This window comes from Bacillus sp. FSL H8-0516 (assembly GCF_038635285.1).
Taxonomy (GTDB): domain Bacteria; phylum Bacillota; class Bacilli; order Bacillales; family Bacillaceae; genus Bacillus; species Bacillus safensis.
Genome location: NZ_CP152051.1, coordinates 880,878 through 898,180 on the forward strand (window position 1 = coordinate 880,878; position 17,303 = coordinate 898,180).

At 42.6% G+C, this 17,303-nt stretch carries 19 protein-coding genes and 1 pseudogene; 15 read left to right on the plus strand and 5 right to left on the minus strand.

Annotation, left to right across the window (positions count from 1 at the left end; translation table 11 throughout):
- Positions 1–11: 11 nt before the first annotated feature.
- Positions 12–176 carry a YvrJ family protein gene (locus MHB67_RS04135; RefSeq protein ID WP_073204399.1) on the minus strand — a complete coding sequence of 55 codons (165 nt, stop codon included), beginning with the start codon at positions 174–176 and terminating at the stop codon, positions 12–14.
- Between the two features lie 166 nt (positions 177–342).
- Between MHB67_RS04135 and MHB67_RS04140 the strand changes: the two genes are divergently transcribed.
- Both MHB67_RS04140 and rsoA read left to right on the plus strand, forming a co-directional pair.
- Complete coding sequence (locus MHB67_RS04140) at positions 343–945, plus strand: sigma-70 family RNA polymerase sigma factor (protein ID WP_149125850.1); 603 nt, start codon at positions 343–345, stop codon at positions 943–945.
- The gene (gene rsoA, locus MHB67_RS04145) at positions 893–1,114 is read left to right on the plus strand and encodes a sigma-O factor regulator RsoA (protein ID WP_342492814.1); all 222 of its coding nucleotides are present in this window, start codon (positions 893–895) and stop codon (positions 1,112–1,114) included. The genes MHB67_RS04140 and rsoA overlap by 53 nt, the downstream gene beginning before the upstream one ends.
- Positions 1,115–1,138: 24 nt before the next feature.
- Here rsoA and MHB67_RS04150 read toward each other — a convergent pair whose 3' ends face one another.
- Positions 1,139–2,119, minus strand: coding sequence for a metal-dependent hydrolase (locus tag MHB67_RS04150; protein ID WP_149125844.1), 981 nt, complete (start codon positions 2,117–2,119; stop codon positions 1,139–1,141).
- Between the two features lie 191 nt (positions 2,120–2,310).
- On the opposite strand from MHB67_RS04150, the gene mutY reads away from it, so the two are divergent.
- Positions 2,311–3,411, plus strand: a complete 1,101-nt coding sequence (gene mutY / locus MHB67_RS04155) for an A/G-specific adenine glycosylase (protein WP_342492815.1) — start codon at positions 2,311–2,313, stop codon at positions 3,409–3,411.
- Here the strand turns inward: mutY and MHB67_RS04160 are convergent.
- Positions 3,398–3,622 (minus strand): hypothetical protein, encoded by a 225-nt coding sequence (locus MHB67_RS04160; protein WP_003217808.1) that lies wholly within the window; start codon positions 3,620–3,622, stop codon positions 3,398–3,400. The genes mutY and MHB67_RS04160 overlap by 14 nt on opposite strands.
- 81 nt (positions 3,623–3,703) lie before the next feature.
- Here MHB67_RS04160 and fabL point away from each other — a divergent pair, with 81 nt between their 5' ends.
- From fabL to MHB67_RS04210, 10 genes and pseudogenes are all read left to right on the plus strand, one after another.
- Positions 3,704–4,456: an enoyl-[acyl-carrier-protein] reductase FabL gene (gene fabL / locus MHB67_RS04165; protein ID WP_342492816.1), complete on the plus strand. Its 753-nt coding sequence runs from the start codon at positions 3,704–3,706 to the stop codon at positions 4,454–4,456.
- Between the two features lie 75 nt (positions 4,457–4,531).
- Positions 4,532–4,681, plus strand: a pseudogene (locus MHB67_RS04170) (gamma-type small acid-soluble spore protein); the annotation flags it as partial.
- Between the two features lie 174 nt (positions 4,682–4,855).
- Positions 4,856–5,116 carry a YgaB family protein gene (locus MHB67_RS04175; RefSeq protein ID WP_039177303.1) on the plus strand — a complete coding sequence of 87 codons (261 nt, stop codon included), beginning with the start codon at positions 4,856–4,858 and terminating at the stop codon, positions 5,114–5,116.
- A gap of 147 nt (positions 5,117–5,263) precedes the next feature.
- Positions 5,264–5,794, plus strand: coding sequence for a DUF402 domain-containing protein (locus MHB67_RS04180; RefSeq protein ID WP_024425209.1), 531 nt, complete (start codon positions 5,264–5,266; stop codon positions 5,792–5,794).
- A 95-nt stretch (positions 5,795–5,889) separates the two neighbouring features.
- Positions 5,890–7,632 carry an ABC transporter ATP-binding protein gene (locus MHB67_RS04185; protein WP_133744902.1) on the plus strand — a complete coding sequence of 581 codons (1,743 nt, stop codon included), beginning with the start codon at positions 5,890–5,892 and terminating at the stop codon, positions 7,630–7,632.
- Positions 7,633–7,744: 112 nt separating this feature from the next.
- Positions 7,745–8,767, plus strand: a complete 1,023-nt coding sequence (locus MHB67_RS04190) for an ABC transporter ATP-binding protein (RefSeq protein WP_122632170.1) — start codon at positions 7,745–7,747, stop codon at positions 8,765–8,767.
- Positions 8,736–9,713, plus strand: a complete 978-nt coding sequence (locus MHB67_RS04195) for an ABC transporter ATP-binding protein (protein ID WP_080708071.1) — start codon at positions 8,736–8,738, stop codon at positions 9,711–9,713. Before MHB67_RS04190 ends, MHB67_RS04195 begins: the two co-directional genes overlap by 32 nt.
- Positions 9,688–11,274 (plus strand): ABC transporter substrate-binding protein, encoded by a 1,587-nt coding sequence (locus MHB67_RS04200; RefSeq protein ID WP_151863195.1) that lies wholly within the window; start codon positions 9,688–9,690, stop codon positions 11,272–11,274. The genes MHB67_RS04195 and MHB67_RS04200 overlap by 26 nt, the downstream gene beginning before the upstream one ends.
- A 60-nt stretch (positions 11,275–11,334) precedes the next feature.
- Complete coding sequence (locus MHB67_RS04205) at positions 11,335–12,336, plus strand: ABC transporter permease (protein WP_024425205.1); 1,002 nt, start codon at positions 11,335–11,337, stop codon at positions 12,334–12,336.
- Between the two features lie 17 nt (positions 12,337–12,353).
- Complete coding sequence (locus tag MHB67_RS04210; protein WP_073204415.1) at positions 12,354–13,250, plus strand: ABC transporter permease; 897 nt, start codon at positions 12,354–12,356, stop codon at positions 13,248–13,250.
- A 228-nt stretch (positions 13,251–13,478) separates the two neighbouring features.
- Here MHB67_RS04210 and MHB67_RS04215 read toward each other — a convergent pair whose 3' ends face one another.
- Both MHB67_RS04215 and MHB67_RS04220 read right to left on the minus strand, forming a co-directional pair.
- Complete coding sequence (locus MHB67_RS04215) at positions 13,479–14,552, minus strand: aromatic acid exporter family protein (RefSeq protein ID WP_024425203.1); 1,074 nt, start codon at positions 14,550–14,552, stop codon at positions 13,479–13,481.
- A 248-nt stretch (positions 14,553–14,800) separates the two neighbouring features.
- Entirely contained in the window at positions 14,801–16,096 is a 1,296-nt protein-coding gene (locus MHB67_RS04220; RefSeq protein WP_342492817.1) for a glutamate-1-semialdehyde 2,1-aminomutase, read from the minus strand.
- Between the two features lie 129 nt (positions 16,097–16,225).
- Between MHB67_RS04220 and bcp the strand changes: the two genes are divergently transcribed.
- Complete coding sequence (gene bcp, locus MHB67_RS04225) at positions 16,226–16,693, plus strand: thioredoxin-dependent thiol peroxidase (protein WP_024425791.1); 468 nt, start codon at positions 16,226–16,228, stop codon at positions 16,691–16,693.
- A 157-nt stretch (positions 16,694–16,850) separates the two neighbouring features.
- Positions 16,851–17,288, plus strand: a complete 438-nt coding sequence (gene perR / locus MHB67_RS04230) for a peroxide-responsive transcriptional repressor PerR (protein ID WP_012009347.1) — start codon at positions 16,851–16,853, stop codon at positions 17,286–17,288.
- The last annotated feature ends 15 nt before the right edge of the window (positions 17,289–17,303 follow it).

Here is a 17,303-nt window from a genome sequence, read left to right on the forward strand (position 1 = left end):
TCAAGCAGATGTCAATCTGATTCATCATTTTTTTGAGCAGCGACTAATCGTTGGATGAGCTTGCTTAATTCATCAAACTTTCGTTCAAAGCGTGTCAGCAAGTAAACCGTCAAAATGGCAGGGAAGCCAGCCTGACCGAGCTGCTTCAGCCATTCCTCTGAAAAAAAGGTCTCCATTTGTCTCACCTCCCAGCGGATGCTCGTCTTCTATATAAGTGGTATGAAAGAAGAAAAAGGAAAGCAGAGGGGGAGAAAATGAATCATTAGACCCGTTTCACGAAGTTTACTTTTTTTAACTTTTGTCCACTTAATGCTAGTAGAGGGAACAAAGGGGAGGATGCACATGGATTATCGGCTGTTATTGAAAGCAAAGTGGAAGGAAATCATTGATCACCCGCTCATTCAGCAGTTTTTAAGCAACCCGAAAAACGAGCAGCTGCTCCGGCAGGTCATGGAAGAGCCAAACGAGGAAAATGCCAAAAAACTAGATTCCGAGTTCAAACAGTTCTATCAGAAAATCCGCATCATCAAGTATATCTCCACAATGATACGCATCTTTTCAGTCGACTTTGACAAACGAGTAAAAAAGAAGCAGCAGCGTTTTCCGCTCATACTTGATCATCCTGATACGCAAGAAGTGAAAGACCCTGTTCAAACAGATACGTATGAAGCTGTGCTCTTCAACCAGCAAGACCTAGGGGAGCATCTGCAAGACCAAACATTGTACAAGGCCTACCAGCAGCTCACAGACAAACAAAAAATGGTCTTAACCCAAATCTATGTCGAAGGCCAAACGATGAAGGAAATAGCCGATCAGTTCGGCGAAACAAGACAAAACATCTCAAACATTCACAAAAAAGCACTCAACAAACTAAAAGAAGAAACAGGGGGAGATGTCCGTGCACGAAGACAAAATGACCAATGGAGAAATGGAAGAACTCATTGAAACCTTCACACCCATGATCAAAAAGAAACTACAAAACACGGCATATCAAGAAAGAGAAGACCTCGAACAAGAACTCTATATCAAACTCATCGAAAAAATAGACTGGCTGATTTACCAAGAAGGACCTGGATTTTGGGAGTTTATTGTGGAATATATGACGAAGTTGTAAAAGTGAAGCACAAAAAAGACTCGCTCACACAGAGCCGAGTCTTAATTTTTTTTGTAGTTTTTCTTCACTGAAAATCCAGCCGGTATAGGAATTTTTGATTTGATGATCCATGTCAATATGGCAGATCGCGACAAAAGGATAATGACCTTTGCTTCGGTAGCGCAAATCAATGAACCGCACCTCGTAATGATCCTTGTATTTATCCACTTCCCACCGATAGACAGGGGAGAAGGAGAGAAAGGCTGAAATGTTTTCATCTTGTTTGGCAATTTTCATAATTTCAGTATCAGGGACCGGCACACGGTTAAAGGTGTCTAAAATGACGACTTCTCCATTCATGCTGCGCCCAACATGGAAAGAGGATTTACATTTCACGGCAATGCGCCATTGTCTGAACTTCATTGTAGGCGAAATGATAATCTCTTCAATTTCATCGAATCGTGCACGCAGCTGACGTTTAATCTGAAGCTGCATGATGACCCTGACGATATAGTAACAGAAAATCACGGCGTACAGCGTGATGAACGTAAAGCCGGGATGACCGCCAATCGCCCAAACGACTATGGCGACAAGGTGTGTAAAAAAGATAAACGGATCAAACGTATTAATGATTCCAAGCGCTACCCATTTCTTCGAAAATGGACGAATGGCCTGTGTGCCGTATGCATTGAAAATATCGACAAACACGTGAAGCACAACGGCTAATAGTGTCCATAACCAGAGGTGAAGTAAATTCGCCCCCGGCACAAACGGGAAAATCACAGCCGGAATCAGCAATGACCAAAACAGTACAGCTGGAATGGAATGTGTAAATCCTCGGTGATTTCTTATATAAACCGCATTATTTTTTAGTTTTAGCACAGTATCAATGTCTGGTGCTTGGGAGCCGGCGATGGTCGCGATCATCACGGCGTGTGCCATGTGTGGATCTGCGCTGACGGCTGGATCTAAAAGTGCAAGTCCCCCAAGAGAAATGCCCATTACTACATGAGTACCAGTGTCCAATTGATTACCTCCTAGTTGTCATGCTTAGGAACAATCATACAAAGTATACGTCTCCAATCAAGACTATGTGCAAAATCACTTTTGCTTTATCCCGATTTAATGTAACATGTTAACGTATCTACAAACAGTATACAACAAATAAGGTTCTATTCAGAACGTTAGCCCTCGGTCCAATGAGAAGGAGTATAGATATGAAAGACATTCAAGAAAAGCTGGACCGCAAAGATATTGCGGGCTTTCAGCATGATTTAATTGATTGGTATGAAAAAGAACAACGAACATTGCCATGGCGTGAAAATCAAGATCCATACCGCGTCTGGGTATCAGAAGTCATGCTTCAGCAAACGAGAGTAGATACGGTCATTCCGTACTTCAACCGGTTTATGGAGCAATTCCCGACGGTGAAGGATCTCGCTTTAGCTGATGAAGAAAAGGTCATGAAAGCATGGGAAGGTCTTGGCTACTACTCAAGAGTGCGTAATTTACAGGCAGCTGTGAAAGAAGTATATGAATCCTACGGTGGCATTGTCCCTAATACGAAAGAGCAATTTTCAAAGCTCAAAGGTGTAGGCCCATATACGAGCGGCGCAGTGCTGAGTATCGCCTATAACAAGCCGTATCCTGCGGTAGACGGCAACGTGATGAGGGTCATTTCTCGTATTTTGTCCATATGGGATGATATTGCAAAACCAAAAACGAGAAATATTTTCGAATTTGCGGTCGATCAGCTCATTTCCCGGGAAAAGCCGTCAGAATTTAATCAAGGGCTGATGGAGCTTGGTGCGCTCATTTGTACCCCAACATCCCCTGCCTGCCTCATTTGCCCTGTAAACATGCATTGCTCGGCATTCGAGGAAGGCGTTCAGCATGAGCTCCCAGTGAAAAGCAAAAAGAAAAAGCCGACTGCTAAATCAATGGCAGCAGCGGTGTTATTTGATGACGCAGGCAACCTATATATTCATAAGCGGCCAAGTACAGGCCTTCTTGCGAATTTATGGGAATTCCCTAACATGGAAACCATGAAGGGAAGAAAAACGGAAAAAGAACAGCTCATTGATTTCTTAAAAGAGGAGGCGGGTGTACAAGCGGAGCTTGGTGATTTAGAAGGCACCATTCAGCATGTATTTACCCACCTCATCTGGAATATTTCTGTTTTCTTTGGACGAGTTACCTCTGTATCTGATGACACGAAGCTGAAAAAAGTCACAACAGATGAATTTGAGGCATATGCTTTGCCAGTCTCACACCAAAAAATTTGGAAGCTGGCACTTGAGCAGCCTAGTCATATTTAACCGTTGTACCGTGGGTATAATCAGCTTCATTTCGGTGCAGACCCCCGCGGTCTTCGATTTCAGAAATGATTTCTCGATACTTAGATTGCCCTTCTTCATTCAAATAAGGTAAAATTTGTTGGAAAGCATGATGAAAGTAAGCAAGCTCAGTATCTTTCCATTGATCCTTGGACATCATGCCAAGCTGGCTTAAATCGCGTCCGACATACATGAATGTAACCTCCTAATAGGAACTTTCCTATTAGTGTGAAGCGAATGAACGAAAACTATTCAAATCAGGAGATGAACCATAATGAGTCAACGTAAATGTGCATTAATTACAGGAAGCAGCAGAGGAGTAGGGAAAGAAGTGGCCCTTCGCCTCGCTGAAAAAGGATATGACATTGTCATTAACTATGCGAGAAGCAAAAAAGCCGCACTTGAAACAGCAGAAGAAATTGAAGCGATGGGTGTCAAAACATTGGTTGTTAAAGCCAATGTAGGTCAGCCTGAGAAAATCAAAGACATGTTTCAGCAAATCGATGATACCTTTGGTCGTTTAGATGTATTTGTGAACAATGCGGCATCAGGTGTTCAGCGTCCAATTATGGACCTTGAAGAAAATCATTGGGACTGGACGATGAATATCAATGCGAAAGCCTTGTTATTCTGCGGACAAGAAGCGGCGAAACTAATGGAGAAAAACGGCGGCGGACATATCGTCAGCATTAGCTCTCTTGGCTCTATTCGCTACCTTGAAAATTACACAGTAGTCGGCGTATCAAAAGCAGCACTAGAAGCTTTGACACGTTACCTTTCTGTTGAGCTTTCACAAAAAAATATCGTCGTTAACGCTGTATCAGGCGGCGCGATCGATACCGATGCACTTAAGCACTTCCCGAACCGTGAAGAGCTTTTAGAAGATGCGAAGAAAAATACACCTGCCGGCCGAATGGTGGAAATTAAAGACATGGTCGACAGTGTGGAATTCCTTGTATCAGGCAAAGCAGACATGATTAGAGGCCAGACGATTATTGTCGATGGCGGACGTTCTTTGCTTGTTTAAAAAAATCATGAATAGGATGTACACCTTCTGCACAAATTAATGTGCGTGGAGGTGATAATGATGGATCAACAACAAAACAAAACAAACGCACAACAAGTGAAGAAACAAAACCAAGCTGCTGCACAAGGTGGTCAATACGGCACTGAATTTGCTAGCGAGACTGACGCACAGCACGTAAAAAAATACAACCAAAAAGCTGAGCAAAACAAACAACAAAACAGCTAATCACTGAAACAAAGGAAAGCACTTCATATACGAATGAAGTGCTTTTCTTTTTGCCTCTCACCACCATCCGACAAAACCTGTAAAACCTCTACATAAACAGTCAAAGGATTTCCTTCTTCTTTCAAGAAATGGTATACAGACAAAAAGTGGATTCGATGAAAAGGGAGGAGTTAGATGTCTGATTTCGATCAGCTTGTAAAAGAACAAATGCAGCTCATGGATCAGCTGCTCGATGTGCAGGGAGAACTCGATCTATGCTTAGAAACAGAAAAACAATTGCTGCAGGATGAAAAAAAAGAAGAGTGGCATAGGCTTTGTGATCAGATCAAACAGAAACGTGAGGAACTGCAAAAAGTGCAAACCTTGTTTACAAAACAGACAGAAGAGGTCATCAACTCATATAAACAGATGGAAAAGAGTTCTAGCGTGATGTAAGTCAGTGTGCCGTTCAATTGGGTTGAATGGCTTTTTCATTTCATTTTTTAATGATGTAACGGTATAATATAATAGAGACATGTTTAGTTGGGAAATTAGGTCTTTGGACTGTTAGGTTTGTTTGTTATAGAAAGTAGGGGAGAAAATATGGGCTATCCCAAGGAAGGAGAAACCATCCAAATTCAAAGCTATAAACATAATGGCTTGATCCACAGGATTTGGAATGAAACCACCATTCTGAAAGCAACGGAATTGTGTATCATTGGTGCAAACGACCGTACAATGGTGACTGAATCCGACGGCCGTACTTGGATGACGAGAGAACCGGCTATTTGCTATTTCCATGCAAAACAATGGTTTAATGTAATTGGGATGCTTAGAGATGATGGGGTATATTATTACTGCAACATCAGCTCTCCTTTTGCGACAGATGATGAGGCAATTAAGTATATTGATTACGATTTAGACGTCAAAGTCTTTCCAGACATGACGTACAATATTTTGGATGAGGACGAATATGCAGATCATAAGAGGCAGATGAATTATCCAAAAGAAATCGATAGTATCTTAAGAGAGCATCTGAATACATTACTGCATTGGATTCACCAGCGGAAAGGTCCGTTTGCTCCTGAATTTGTGGATATGTGGTATGAACGTTTTTTACATTATACAAAATAAGCAAGAGCATCAAAAAACCTGTTTGGCTTTTTAGGCTAACAGGTTTTTGACTGCGTACGGATAAGAGGCACTGATAGATTGGGAAGGAGATTTACATGGGGGTCATTAAACGCTACATGGCTTTTGTAACACCGTATAAAAAACAGATTGCATTGACAATGGTCATCGGAATGATTAAGTTCTCGATTCCCTTAACCTTGCCTCTGCTTTTAAAGTATGTCATTGATGATGTCATTCAAGGCTCGGGGTCAGCTGAAGAAAAGACATCAACTCTACTGATCATAATGGGAATCATGCTCGTATTATTTTTAGTGTTGAGACCGCCTGTTGAATACTATAGACAATACTACGCACAGTGGACAGGCAGTAAGGTATTGTTTGATATTCGGGAGAAGCTGTTTTCGCATATTCAAAAGCTAAGTCTTCGTTATTATGCCAACACGAGAACAGGAGAAATTATTTCAAGAGTGATCAACGATGTGGAGCAGACAAAGGAATTTGTCATCACAGGGCTCATGAACATTTGGCTGGATATGATGACTGTACTGATCGTGATCGCCATTATGTGTACACTGGATCTGAAGCTCACCATCGTGTCTGTCATTATTTTTCCGCTATACGCGTTTGCAGTAAAGTATTTTTACGGACGGCTTCGTAAGCTGACAAAAGAGCGGTCACAGGCGCTGGCTGAAGTGCAAGGGCACCTGCATGAGCGGGTACAAGGAATGCCGGTCATTCGAAGCTTTGCGATTGAAGAATATGAACAAGAGAATTTTCATGATGAAAACAAAAATTTCTTAAACAAAGCAATCAACCATACGAATTGGAATGCCAAAACATTTGCTGTCGTCAATACCATCACCGACATTGCGCCGCTGTTAATCATTGCATTTGCGGGTTATACAGTAATTAACGGATCGCTGTCGATCGGGACCATGATCGCCTTTGTCGGCTATATTGACCGGATGTATAATCCGATTCGCCGTCTCATTAACTCATCCACGACGTTAACCCAGTCCGTTGCATCAATGGATCGGATCTTTGAGTTTATTGATGAGCCATATGAGGTCACAGACCGGCCGAATGCAAAAGAAGCCAATCATTTAAAAGGAGAGGTAGAGTTTAAACATGTGTCGTTTCGTTATGAACACACGCAGGAAGAGATTCTGCACAATATCTCCTTGAAAGTAGAAAAAGGACAAACGGTTGCCCTTGTAGGAATGAGCGGTGGAGGAAAGTCGACACTCGTCAGCTTAATTCCAAGGTTTTATGATGTCACAAACGGGTCACTTGAAATTGACGGCATTGATATCAAAGAGTACAAAGCAAGAAGCCTTCGAAATCAAGTCGGAATGGTGCTGCAGGATACATTCCTATTCAGTGACACGATTAAAGAAAATATTGCGGTTGGTGACCCTGAAGCATCTTTTGAAAAAATCGTGTCGGCTGCAAAAGCGGCAAACGCCCATGATTTTATTATGTCTCTTCCTGAAGGATATGACACGAAAGTAGGAGAACGGGGCGTGAAGCTGTCAGGCGGACAAAAACAGCGGATTTCCATTGCAAGAGTATTTCTAAAAAATCCACCGCTTTTAATTTTAGACGAAGCGACGTCTGCACTTGATTTAGAAAGTGAGCATTACATTCAAGAAGCGATGCAAAAGCTGGCGAAGGATCGCACAACCTTTATTGTCGCACACCGATTATCAACCATTACACACGCTGACCAAATTGTGGTCATGGAACAAGGCGAAATTGTGGAAAAGGGAACACACGAAGAATTAATGAATCAAGACAGCCACTATCGTCATTTATTTACCATTCAAACATTAAATTAGTAGAAGCCTATCCGATTCTAGCGGATAGGCTTTTTTATGCTTGTCAAAAACATGACATATTTCCCAGCTTGTCTCAATACAATTTTAAAAAGTATGACGGGGTGGTGAATATGTGAAAGAACAAGACGTGCTGCTAGATGTCAAACAGCTGTCCATTGCGTTTCAGCAGAAAAAGCAAAAAGTGCCCATCGTCCATCACATATCGTTCTCGATTCAAAAAGGGGAAACGTTAGGAATTGTGGGCGAATCTGGCTGCGGGAAAAGTATTACAAGCATGTCATTAATGGGATTGAATCAGCAAACCGATACAACGGGCGAGGTCCATTTCGAAGGGCAAAATCTGCTGTCACTTTCAGAGAAACAGTGGCGAGAGATAAGAGGAAATGACATTTCGATGATTTTCCAAGAGCCCATGACCTCTCTGAACCCATTAATGACCATCGGCAAACAAATGACGGAAGCCCTTTTCACACATCAAGCAATCGGTCAAAAAGAAGCAAAAGCGAAGGCGGTTGATCTTCTTGAAACAGTTGGGTTGAAGCAAGCGGAATCGCTACTTAAAAAATATCCACACGAATTATCAGGCGGCATGCGCCAGCGAGTCATGATTGCGATGGCAATGCTTTGTCACCCAAAGCTCATGATCGCTGATGAACCGACAACTGCACTTGATGTCACCATCCAAGCGCAAATCCTTCGTCTGCTCAAAAAGCTGAACGAAGAAATGGACACTGCTATTTTATTTATTACCCATGATCTAGGTGTCGTGCGGCAAATATGCCAGCGAGTCATGATTATGTATGCCGGTCGAATTGTAGAAGAAGGAACCGTTGACCGTATTTTCCAAAAACCTCTGCATCCCTACACGAAAGGTCTTTTCGCCTCAGTCCCATCGTTTAAAGAGAAAAAAGAAAAACTCATCTCTATTGCAGGTCATGTGCCAAAGCCAGGGGCCATCCGGTCCGGCTGTCAATTTGCACCACGCTGCCCATATCAAATGGCGCAATGTCTTGAAAAAGATCCAGCCTTACAATCCATAGAACACAATCACCGCGTGGCATGTTTTCTAATGGAAGGAGGAGAAGACACTGAGTCACCCACTCTTGCAAGTGAATCAGCTGACAAAACGGTATGACACAGCCGCTTTTTTTTCTAAACATAAACAATCGACTTTGGCATTAAATCAAGTGTCCTTTCACGTGAAGGAAGGAGAAACGCTTGGCATTGTTGGTGAATCAGGCTGCGGTAAATCAACACTTGGCAAAAGCCTAATGAGATTGACTGAACCGACGTCAGGCTCTATTCAATTAAAAGGGCAGGAGATCACCCTTCTAAAAGAACGAGACATGCGTTCCTTAAGAAAAGATATTCAAATGATCTTTCAAGATCCATATGCTTCTTTAAATCCGAGAATGAAAATCAAAGATATTTTAGAGGAACCGCTGATTGTCCATCAGCATGGGACGAAAGCAGAAAGACGGAAACGGGTAAAAGAGATGCTGCACATTGTTGGGTTTGATCCGTCTTACGGGGAACGTTATGCGCATCAATTCAGCGGCGGACAAAGGCAGCGTATCGGTATCGCTAGAGCACTTATTACGCACCCAAGTCTAGTTATTGCCGATGAACCAGTTTCGGCTTTAGATGTATCCGTTCAAGCGCAAATTTTGAATTTGATGCTTGAATTGCAAAAGACGCTTTCTCTGACGTATCTGTTTATTTCTCACGACCTTGGGGTTGTCAGATATATGAGTGACCGGATCGCCGTCATGTATGCTGGGCGCATTGTGGAGATGGGGCCTGCCGAAGATGTGTTTCACAGCCCGCTTCATCCCTATACGTCGCTGCTTCTGAAATCCATTCCACATATGGATCACGTACTAGAGGCGCAAGATGTGGCAGCAGAAGAAACCACAATGACGGAACGCGGCGGCTGTCCTTTCTACAAAAGGTGTCCAAAAAGATGGGAGAAATGCCTGAAAGCAGTTCCTGCTTTGTATGAGGAGGCACCGGGGCACGCGGCCGCGTGTTATTTATATCAAAAGGAGGAACACAATGAAGAAGACATGGTTATTCAGTAGTTTCATTTTTGTGCTGGCACTGGCGCTCTTTTTAGGGGGATGCTCGTCTTCACCGACATCAGAAGAAAAGGCAACAAAAGATACCCTCGTATTTGGCAGAGGGGGAGATTCCACTTCACTAGATCCAATCACAACAACAGAAGGCGAAACCTTTAAGGTCACAGAGAATATATTTGAAAAGCTTTTGAATTACGGTGAGAAAGACACGACCATCCATCCTGGCCTCGCAACAGAATGGGATGTTGCAAAGGACGGAAAATCATACACGTTCTACTTAAGAAAAGGTGTGAAATTCCACGATGGTACAGACTTTAACGCAGAAGCAGTGAAATTCAACTTTGACCGCTGGATGAATGGAGACGCAGAAAAGTTTCCTTACTATGGTATGTTTGGCGGCTATAAAAAAGATAAAGGGCATGTCATTAAAGACATCATCGTCAAAGGCGAGCATGAAATTGAATTTCAGCTAAAGCGCCCGCAGGCGACATTCCTCAAAAACATTGCCATGTCACCATTTGGCATCGCCAGTCCAGCCGCAGTTGAAAAAAGCGGCGATTCATTTAGAGAAAATCCAGTGGGGACAGGACCATTTAAGTTTAAAGAGTGGAAGCAAAACGACCGTATCGTGTTAGAAAAAAACGAGGATTATTGGCAGAAGGATAAACCAAAGCTGAATCAAATCATCTTCCGCTCCATTCCAGAAAACTCTGCTCGTTTAAATGCCCTTAAAACAGGTGAGATCGACTTAATGGATGGCGTGAATCCGTCAGATTTAGATGGCATTAAAACCGATAAAGCACTCCAGCTCATTGAAAGACCATCGATGAACGTAGGCTATATCGGACTGACCGTCACAAGAAAGCCGCTTGATAACAAGCTGGTTCGTCAGGCACTCAATTATGCGGTCGATAAAGAATCGATTATTGAGTCATTTTATGGCGGACTTGCTGAGCCAGCAAAAAATCCATTGCCGCCAGCTTTAGAAGGCTACAATGACGACATTGAGCCATATCCGTATGATCCAGAAAAAGCGAAAGAACTATTAAAAGAAGCGGGCTTCCCTGACGGCTTTCGCATCAAGCTTTGGGCGATGCCTGTACCACGTCCATACATGCCAGATGGGATGAAGGTAGCAGAAGTCATTCAGTCAAATTTTGAAAAGGTCGGCGTCAAAGCAGAAATTGTCACATATGACTGGGCGACCTATTTAGATAAAGCAAGTAAAGGGGAAGCAGATGTGTTCTTATTAGGCTGGACAGGGGACAATGGCGATCCTGATAATTTCATTTACACACTGCTGGACAAAGACAGCATTGGCGGTAACAACTATACATTCTTCGAAAACGATAAAATGCATGACATTCTCATTGAAGCGCAAACAGACACAGATCAAAAGAAACGAAATGAGCTGTATAAAAAAGCGCAGGAAATCATTCATGACGAAGCGCCTTGGATTCCATTGGTGCATTCGATTCCAATGCTTGCCGCTTCTAATGATTTAAAAGGCTATCAGCCGCATCCAACTGGTTCAGAAGCTTTAACTGACGTGTATTTCGAATAAGCAAATAAGGGAGATCATGTATCTCCCTTATCAAACAAAGATAAAGGCGGTGAAAGCTGTTTGTTTGCTTATTGTATGAAGCGGGCAGGAATGCTCATCCCAGTACTGATCGGAATGACATTGGTCGTGTTTTCAATTATTCGTTTTATACCTGGAAATCCAGCGCAGGTCATCTTAGGACAGCGGGCAACGAAAGAGGCTGTAGAACAATTAACGATCCAGCTCGGTTTAGATCAGCCATGGTACGTTCAATACGGTCATTATATGCTTGGCCTTTTAAAAGGGGATTTAGGGACTTCCATTCGAACAGGAGCGGCTATTGCCCAGGAAATGAAGCCTTACTTATTTGCGACGTTAGAATTGACCTTTTTTGCCATGGTGCTGGCGATTGTCGTGGGAGTGAATGCCGGAATCATTAGTGCTTGGTTTAAGCATTCCTTCTTTGATTATGCCGCGATGTTTATTGCACTCATCGGAGTGTCCATGCCAATTTTCTGGTTAGGCTTAATGGGGCAGTGGCTGTTCTCGATCGAATTAGGTATTTTGCCGACAACGGGCCGAGAAGACGTAAGGAATCCAGTCGAATCGATTACGTATATTCATACACTGGACACGCTTTTACAAGGCCGGTTTGATCAATTCGCTGACAGCATCAAGCATTTGATCTTACCAAGTACAGCACTCGCCACAATTCCTGCTGCGATTATTGCGAGAATTACAAGGGCAAGTATGCTGGAAGTGCTTCATTCCGACTTTATTCGAACAGCAAAAGCAAAAGGAGTACGTTCATTTTTTATCATTTATCAGCATGGCCTGAAAAATGCGCTCATTCCGATCTTGACGATTATTGGTCTTCAGACAGGACTCTTGCTTGGTGGAGCGATTTTAACAGAAACCATTTTTGCTTGGCCGGGAATTGGGCGGTATATATATGACGCCATCAGTTATCGTGATTACCCAGTCATTCAAACAGGTATTCTTGTCGTTGCGCTTATATTTGTCCTGATCAATTTCATTGTGGACATCTTGTATGCGGTCATTGATCCAAGGATTAAATATTAGGGAGGGAGAGTGACAATATGGAAGCACAAAAAGAACTTGAACTACCTCAGCCAAAAGATGAACGCTCTCAATCATTGATTCTTGAATCAATGAAGCAGTTCTTTCAGCATAAGCTGGCGGTCATTGGTAGTGTGATTGTTTTTTTATTTCTGATCCTAGCGATCTTTGCGCCGCTCATTGCTCCTTATGGAATCAATGAACAATCACTCGGTGAGCGATTTAGTGCCCCTTCAGCTGCACACTGGTTTGGTACGGATGATTTCGGCAGAGATATATTTTCAAGAGTTGTGCATGGAGCACGGATTTCCTTATGGGTCGGTTTTTTCTCGGTCCTCGGGTCTGTCATTTTAGGTACACTGCTTGGATTGATAGCAGGCTATGGCGGAAGAGTGTTAGATGCTGTGATCTCCAGATTGTTTGATATTTTACTTGCTTTTCCTAGCATTCTATTAGCGATTGCTATTGTCTCCATCCTAGGCCCCTCCTTACAAAATGCCCTTATTGCCATTGCGATTATTAATGTCCCAACCTTTGGACGGCTCGTTCGTTCAAAAGTGCTGAGTATTAAACAAGAAGAATACGTGCTGGCAGCAAAGGCGGTGGGGATGTCACACCGCCGCATCGTTCTGCGCCACATCCTGCCAAATAGTATGGTGCCGGTCATCGTACAGGCAACGCTAGCGATCGGAACGGCAATTATTGAGGCAGCCGCTTTAGGCTTTTTAGGATTGGGGGCACAGGCGCCAAGTCCAGAATGGGGGAAAATGCTCGCCGATGCGAGGCCTTATCTCGTTCAAGCCCCTTGGACATTATTCTTCCCAGGAATAGCGATCATGCTGACTGTTTTAGGCTTTAACCTGATGGGGGATGGATTAAGAGACACATTAGATCCTAAAATGAAGAAAATAAAATAAGACCGATTCTCAGAATCGGTCTCAGCGCGCGGGCAAACCCTCGCATTAAGTGTCAGTCCTGCGTGCCGGTGCTCACGAATACTCAATTCGCTCCGCTCCGGTACTCGTTCTTCCTAGACTGCAAAGGTTTTCAAGTCACGCTGAAAAGAAGACAAAGAGCTAAAATCAAGATCATTTTAGCTCTTTGTCAACAATTTAAGACCGATTCTAGGAATCGGTCTTTTCTGTTTATGCTTCTTTTTCTTCTGTCTCAATTTCACTATCTTTTGGGTGATACGTCTGGAAGCTTGTAATCAATGTATCTAAATGCTCTAATTCATCACGGTATTCGATGATGCTGGACATGACATTCAGCATGTTGTAATCGAGTAAGTCATTTTCTTGGTTTTGCTGATGCTGAATAAATGATTTCGTTAACGTCTCAAGGCGAAGAGAGCATTCATTTTGAAATTCATCGTCCTGCGGTTTCATTTTTCCGACGAATTTCATCAAGGTGCGCTCATGCCAATACAGTAAATAATCAATTTCATCCGTTAAGCTTTCCCTGAAATGCTCTGGCATCAAATGAATCTCATTTTCTAATTTATGAAGCTTCTTCAGCAAATACAGAGCACGATTTGAAGTCATAATGGCCTGCCTGAACAAAACAAGCTTTCTTGATTTGACATAGGTGGTTTTCTTTAAATAGCTTCGTTCCTCTTTGTATAACAAGTAAATATGATCTAATTTGATCATGCGTTCTTTTATTTGATCGATGTCATCCTTTAATGTGGAATGATCAGTAGACTGTCTGGAGGTCAGACGAATCCATTTTAAAATCTCCTCCGTATTTTCCATAATGTGATGAACAAGCTTTGTTTCATACTTTGGCGGCAGGAAGATTAAATTCACTAAAAATGAAGAGAGAACCCCTAACACCACAGTAGCTGTTCGAATTAAGGCAAAGGAAAGGAAATGATCCCCTGCACTTTCTAAAATCGCGATGACTGTTACAAGTGCAATTGGAATTGTGTGTTCAATCTTCAGCTTTAAATTAATGGCGATGACCATGACGGCGGTTAAACCGATAATGACTGGTCCTGTGCCAAAAAGCAGACCGAACGTAATGGCAAGCGCTGCTCCAATAATATTGGCTTGCACTTGATCAACAATGGTTAAAAAAGATCGATAAATTGATGGCTGGATAGCAAATACAGCTGCAATTCCCGCGAAGACGGGCGTTGGCAACCCAAGCCATGTTGCCAGGTAAAGCGCGAGTACAATGGCAATACCAGTTTTTAAAATACGGGCTCCAAGTTTCATTGGTTTTGTCCCTGCATTCCTTTCTTTTCGATAATAGATGATCACTCGTCATTTATCATTCATATTTTGATGAAACAACTAAGTAATATACAGCGGTCTTCCGAAATATTCAAGTGATTTTTGAAAGTTCATGAAAACATCTAAAGAAGGTATTGAGAAGAAATGTAACAGATTCGCACGCTTTTGACAAACAAGAGTTGGTCAATAAAAAAACAGGCGCATGTTTTTACGCCTGTTTTTGGACTTCATTATGATTGTTTTAGCTGTGCAAATGCATGATCTACTGCTTTTAGCGTCTCAGAAATATCTTTTTCAGTATGTGCGATCGTTAAGAACCAAGCTTCATATTTAGAAGGAGCGAGGTTAATGCCTTGGGCGAGCATTAATTTGAAGAAACGGGCAAACATTTCGCCATCAGTATTTTCAGCCTGCTCGTAGTTCACAATCGTTTCTGTTGTGAAATAAATTGTGAGCGCTCCTTTTAAGCGATTCACTGTAATATCTACTTGATGCTTTTTGGCATGGGCTAAAATGCCTTCTTCTAACATAGCGCCAAGCTGATCAAGACGCTCGTAAACACCGTCTTCTTTTAACACTTCCAAGCAGGCAATACCTGAAAGAATGGATGCAGGATTTCCTGCCATTGTGCCAGCTTGATAGGCTGGTCCAAGCGGGGCAACTTGTTCCATAATTTCTTTTTTACCGCCGTAAGCGCCGATAGGAAGTCCGCCGCCAATAATTTTTCCTAATGCAGTAAGGTCCGGTTTTACTTGAAGCAAGTCCTGTGCACCGCCATACATAAAGCGGAAAGCGGTAATGACTTCATCATAAATGACCAGTGCGCCTTTTTCATGTGTGAGGTCATTGACCTGCTGCAAGAAACCGTCCTTAGGCTCTACGATGCCGAAGTTCCCGACAATTGGCTCGACAAGGACAGCTGCTACTTCATCACCCCAGCGATCTAATGCTTCTTTATAGCTGTCAATATCATTAAATGGAACGGTAATGACTTCGTTGGCGATACTTTTTGGTACGCCCGCAGAATCAGGTGTTCCTAAAGTGGAAGGACCAGAGCCTGCTGCCACAAGCACAAGATCAGAGTGGCCGTGATAGCATCCGGCAAACTTAATGATTTTTGTTCTGCCTGTATATGCGCGAGCCACGCGAATCGTTGTCATCACCGCTTCTGTACCTGAATTGACAAAACGAACTTTGTCCAAAGCAGGCATGGCTTCCTTCAGCATTTTAGCAAAAGTGACTTCATGCTTCGTTGGTGTTCCGTAAAGGACACCTGTTTCAGCCGCTTTCGTGATGGCTTTTGTAATATGCGGGTGGGCATGTCCTGTAATAATTGGACCGTATGCTGCTAGATAGTCAATATAGCGGTTTCCGTCAACATCCCAAAAATAAGCGCCTTCTCCTCTTTCCATCGCAACGGGTGAACCGCCGCCTACTGCCTTATATGAACGAGACGGGCTGTTGACACCTCCAACAATGTGCTCCAGCGCCTCTTGATGTAATTTTTCTGATTCTGTTAATTTCATAAATAGCCTCCTATCTCAACGTATCACGTCGTCTAACATTATTTTAACATGCCGATGCAAGCGTCCTTAGTTGAATATCCTCTCAAAATTGGATAGGCTAATTAAAAAATAGGTTGGAGGGATTGTGTCATGACAATCGAAGTAGGACAGCAAGTACCTGACATTGAATTAACCGGTGACAACGGGGAGAAAGTAAAGCTTTCTGATTTTAAAGGAAAACATATTGTCCTTTATTTCTATCCAAAAGATATGACACCAGGCTGTACAACAGAAGCATGTGATTTCCGCGACCGCCATCAAAGCTTTGCAGAATTAGATGCTGTCATTATCGGCGTAAGCCCAGACAGTCAGGACAAGCACCAAAAGTTTAAAGAAAAACATGATTTGCCGTTTCTGCTTCTTGTAGACGATGAACAGAAATTGTCTGAAGCCTTTGGGGTATGGAAGCTGAAAAAGAACTTTGGCAAAGAATATATGGGAATCGAGCGTTCAACGTTTCTGATTAATAAAGAAGGCACGCTTGTGAAAGAATGGCGAAAAGTAAAGGTAAAAGACCACGTAGAGGAAGCACTTGAGGAATTGAAAGCTCACGCTTAATATCCTAACAGGATGAGATCGGCAGTCATGCCGGTCTTTTTTGTAAAGAAGAATAGGTAAAAAAGAGGATTGTAATTGACAAAGTTTCGGCTCTGGGGGTACACTATTTATAAAGATTATAATATAAGAATATTTTTGAAGAGAGGTGCATGATGAAATGGCTGCTCACGAACTAAAAGACGCTTTAGATGCTCTAAAAGAAACCGGTGTTCGAATTACTCCGCAGCGCCATGCCATCTTGGAGTTTCTCGTAAATTCTATGACTCACCCAACCGCGGACGATATATATAAAGCACTTGAAGGGAAATTTCCAAACATGAGTGTCGCAACGGTTTACAACAATTTACGAGTCTTCCGGGAATCTGGATTAGTAAAGGAATTAACGTATGGTGATTCCTCAAGCCGATTTGATTTTGCGACATCTGACCACTACCATGCGATTTGTGAAAACTGCGGAAAAATCGTGGACTTTCACTATCCTGGCCTTGATGAAGTTGAACAGCTTGCATCCCATGTGACGGGCTTTAAAGTCAGTCATCATCGCTTGGAGATCTATGGAACTTGTCAAGAATGTGCGAAAAAAGAAAATCATTAATGAAAAAAGCTGACC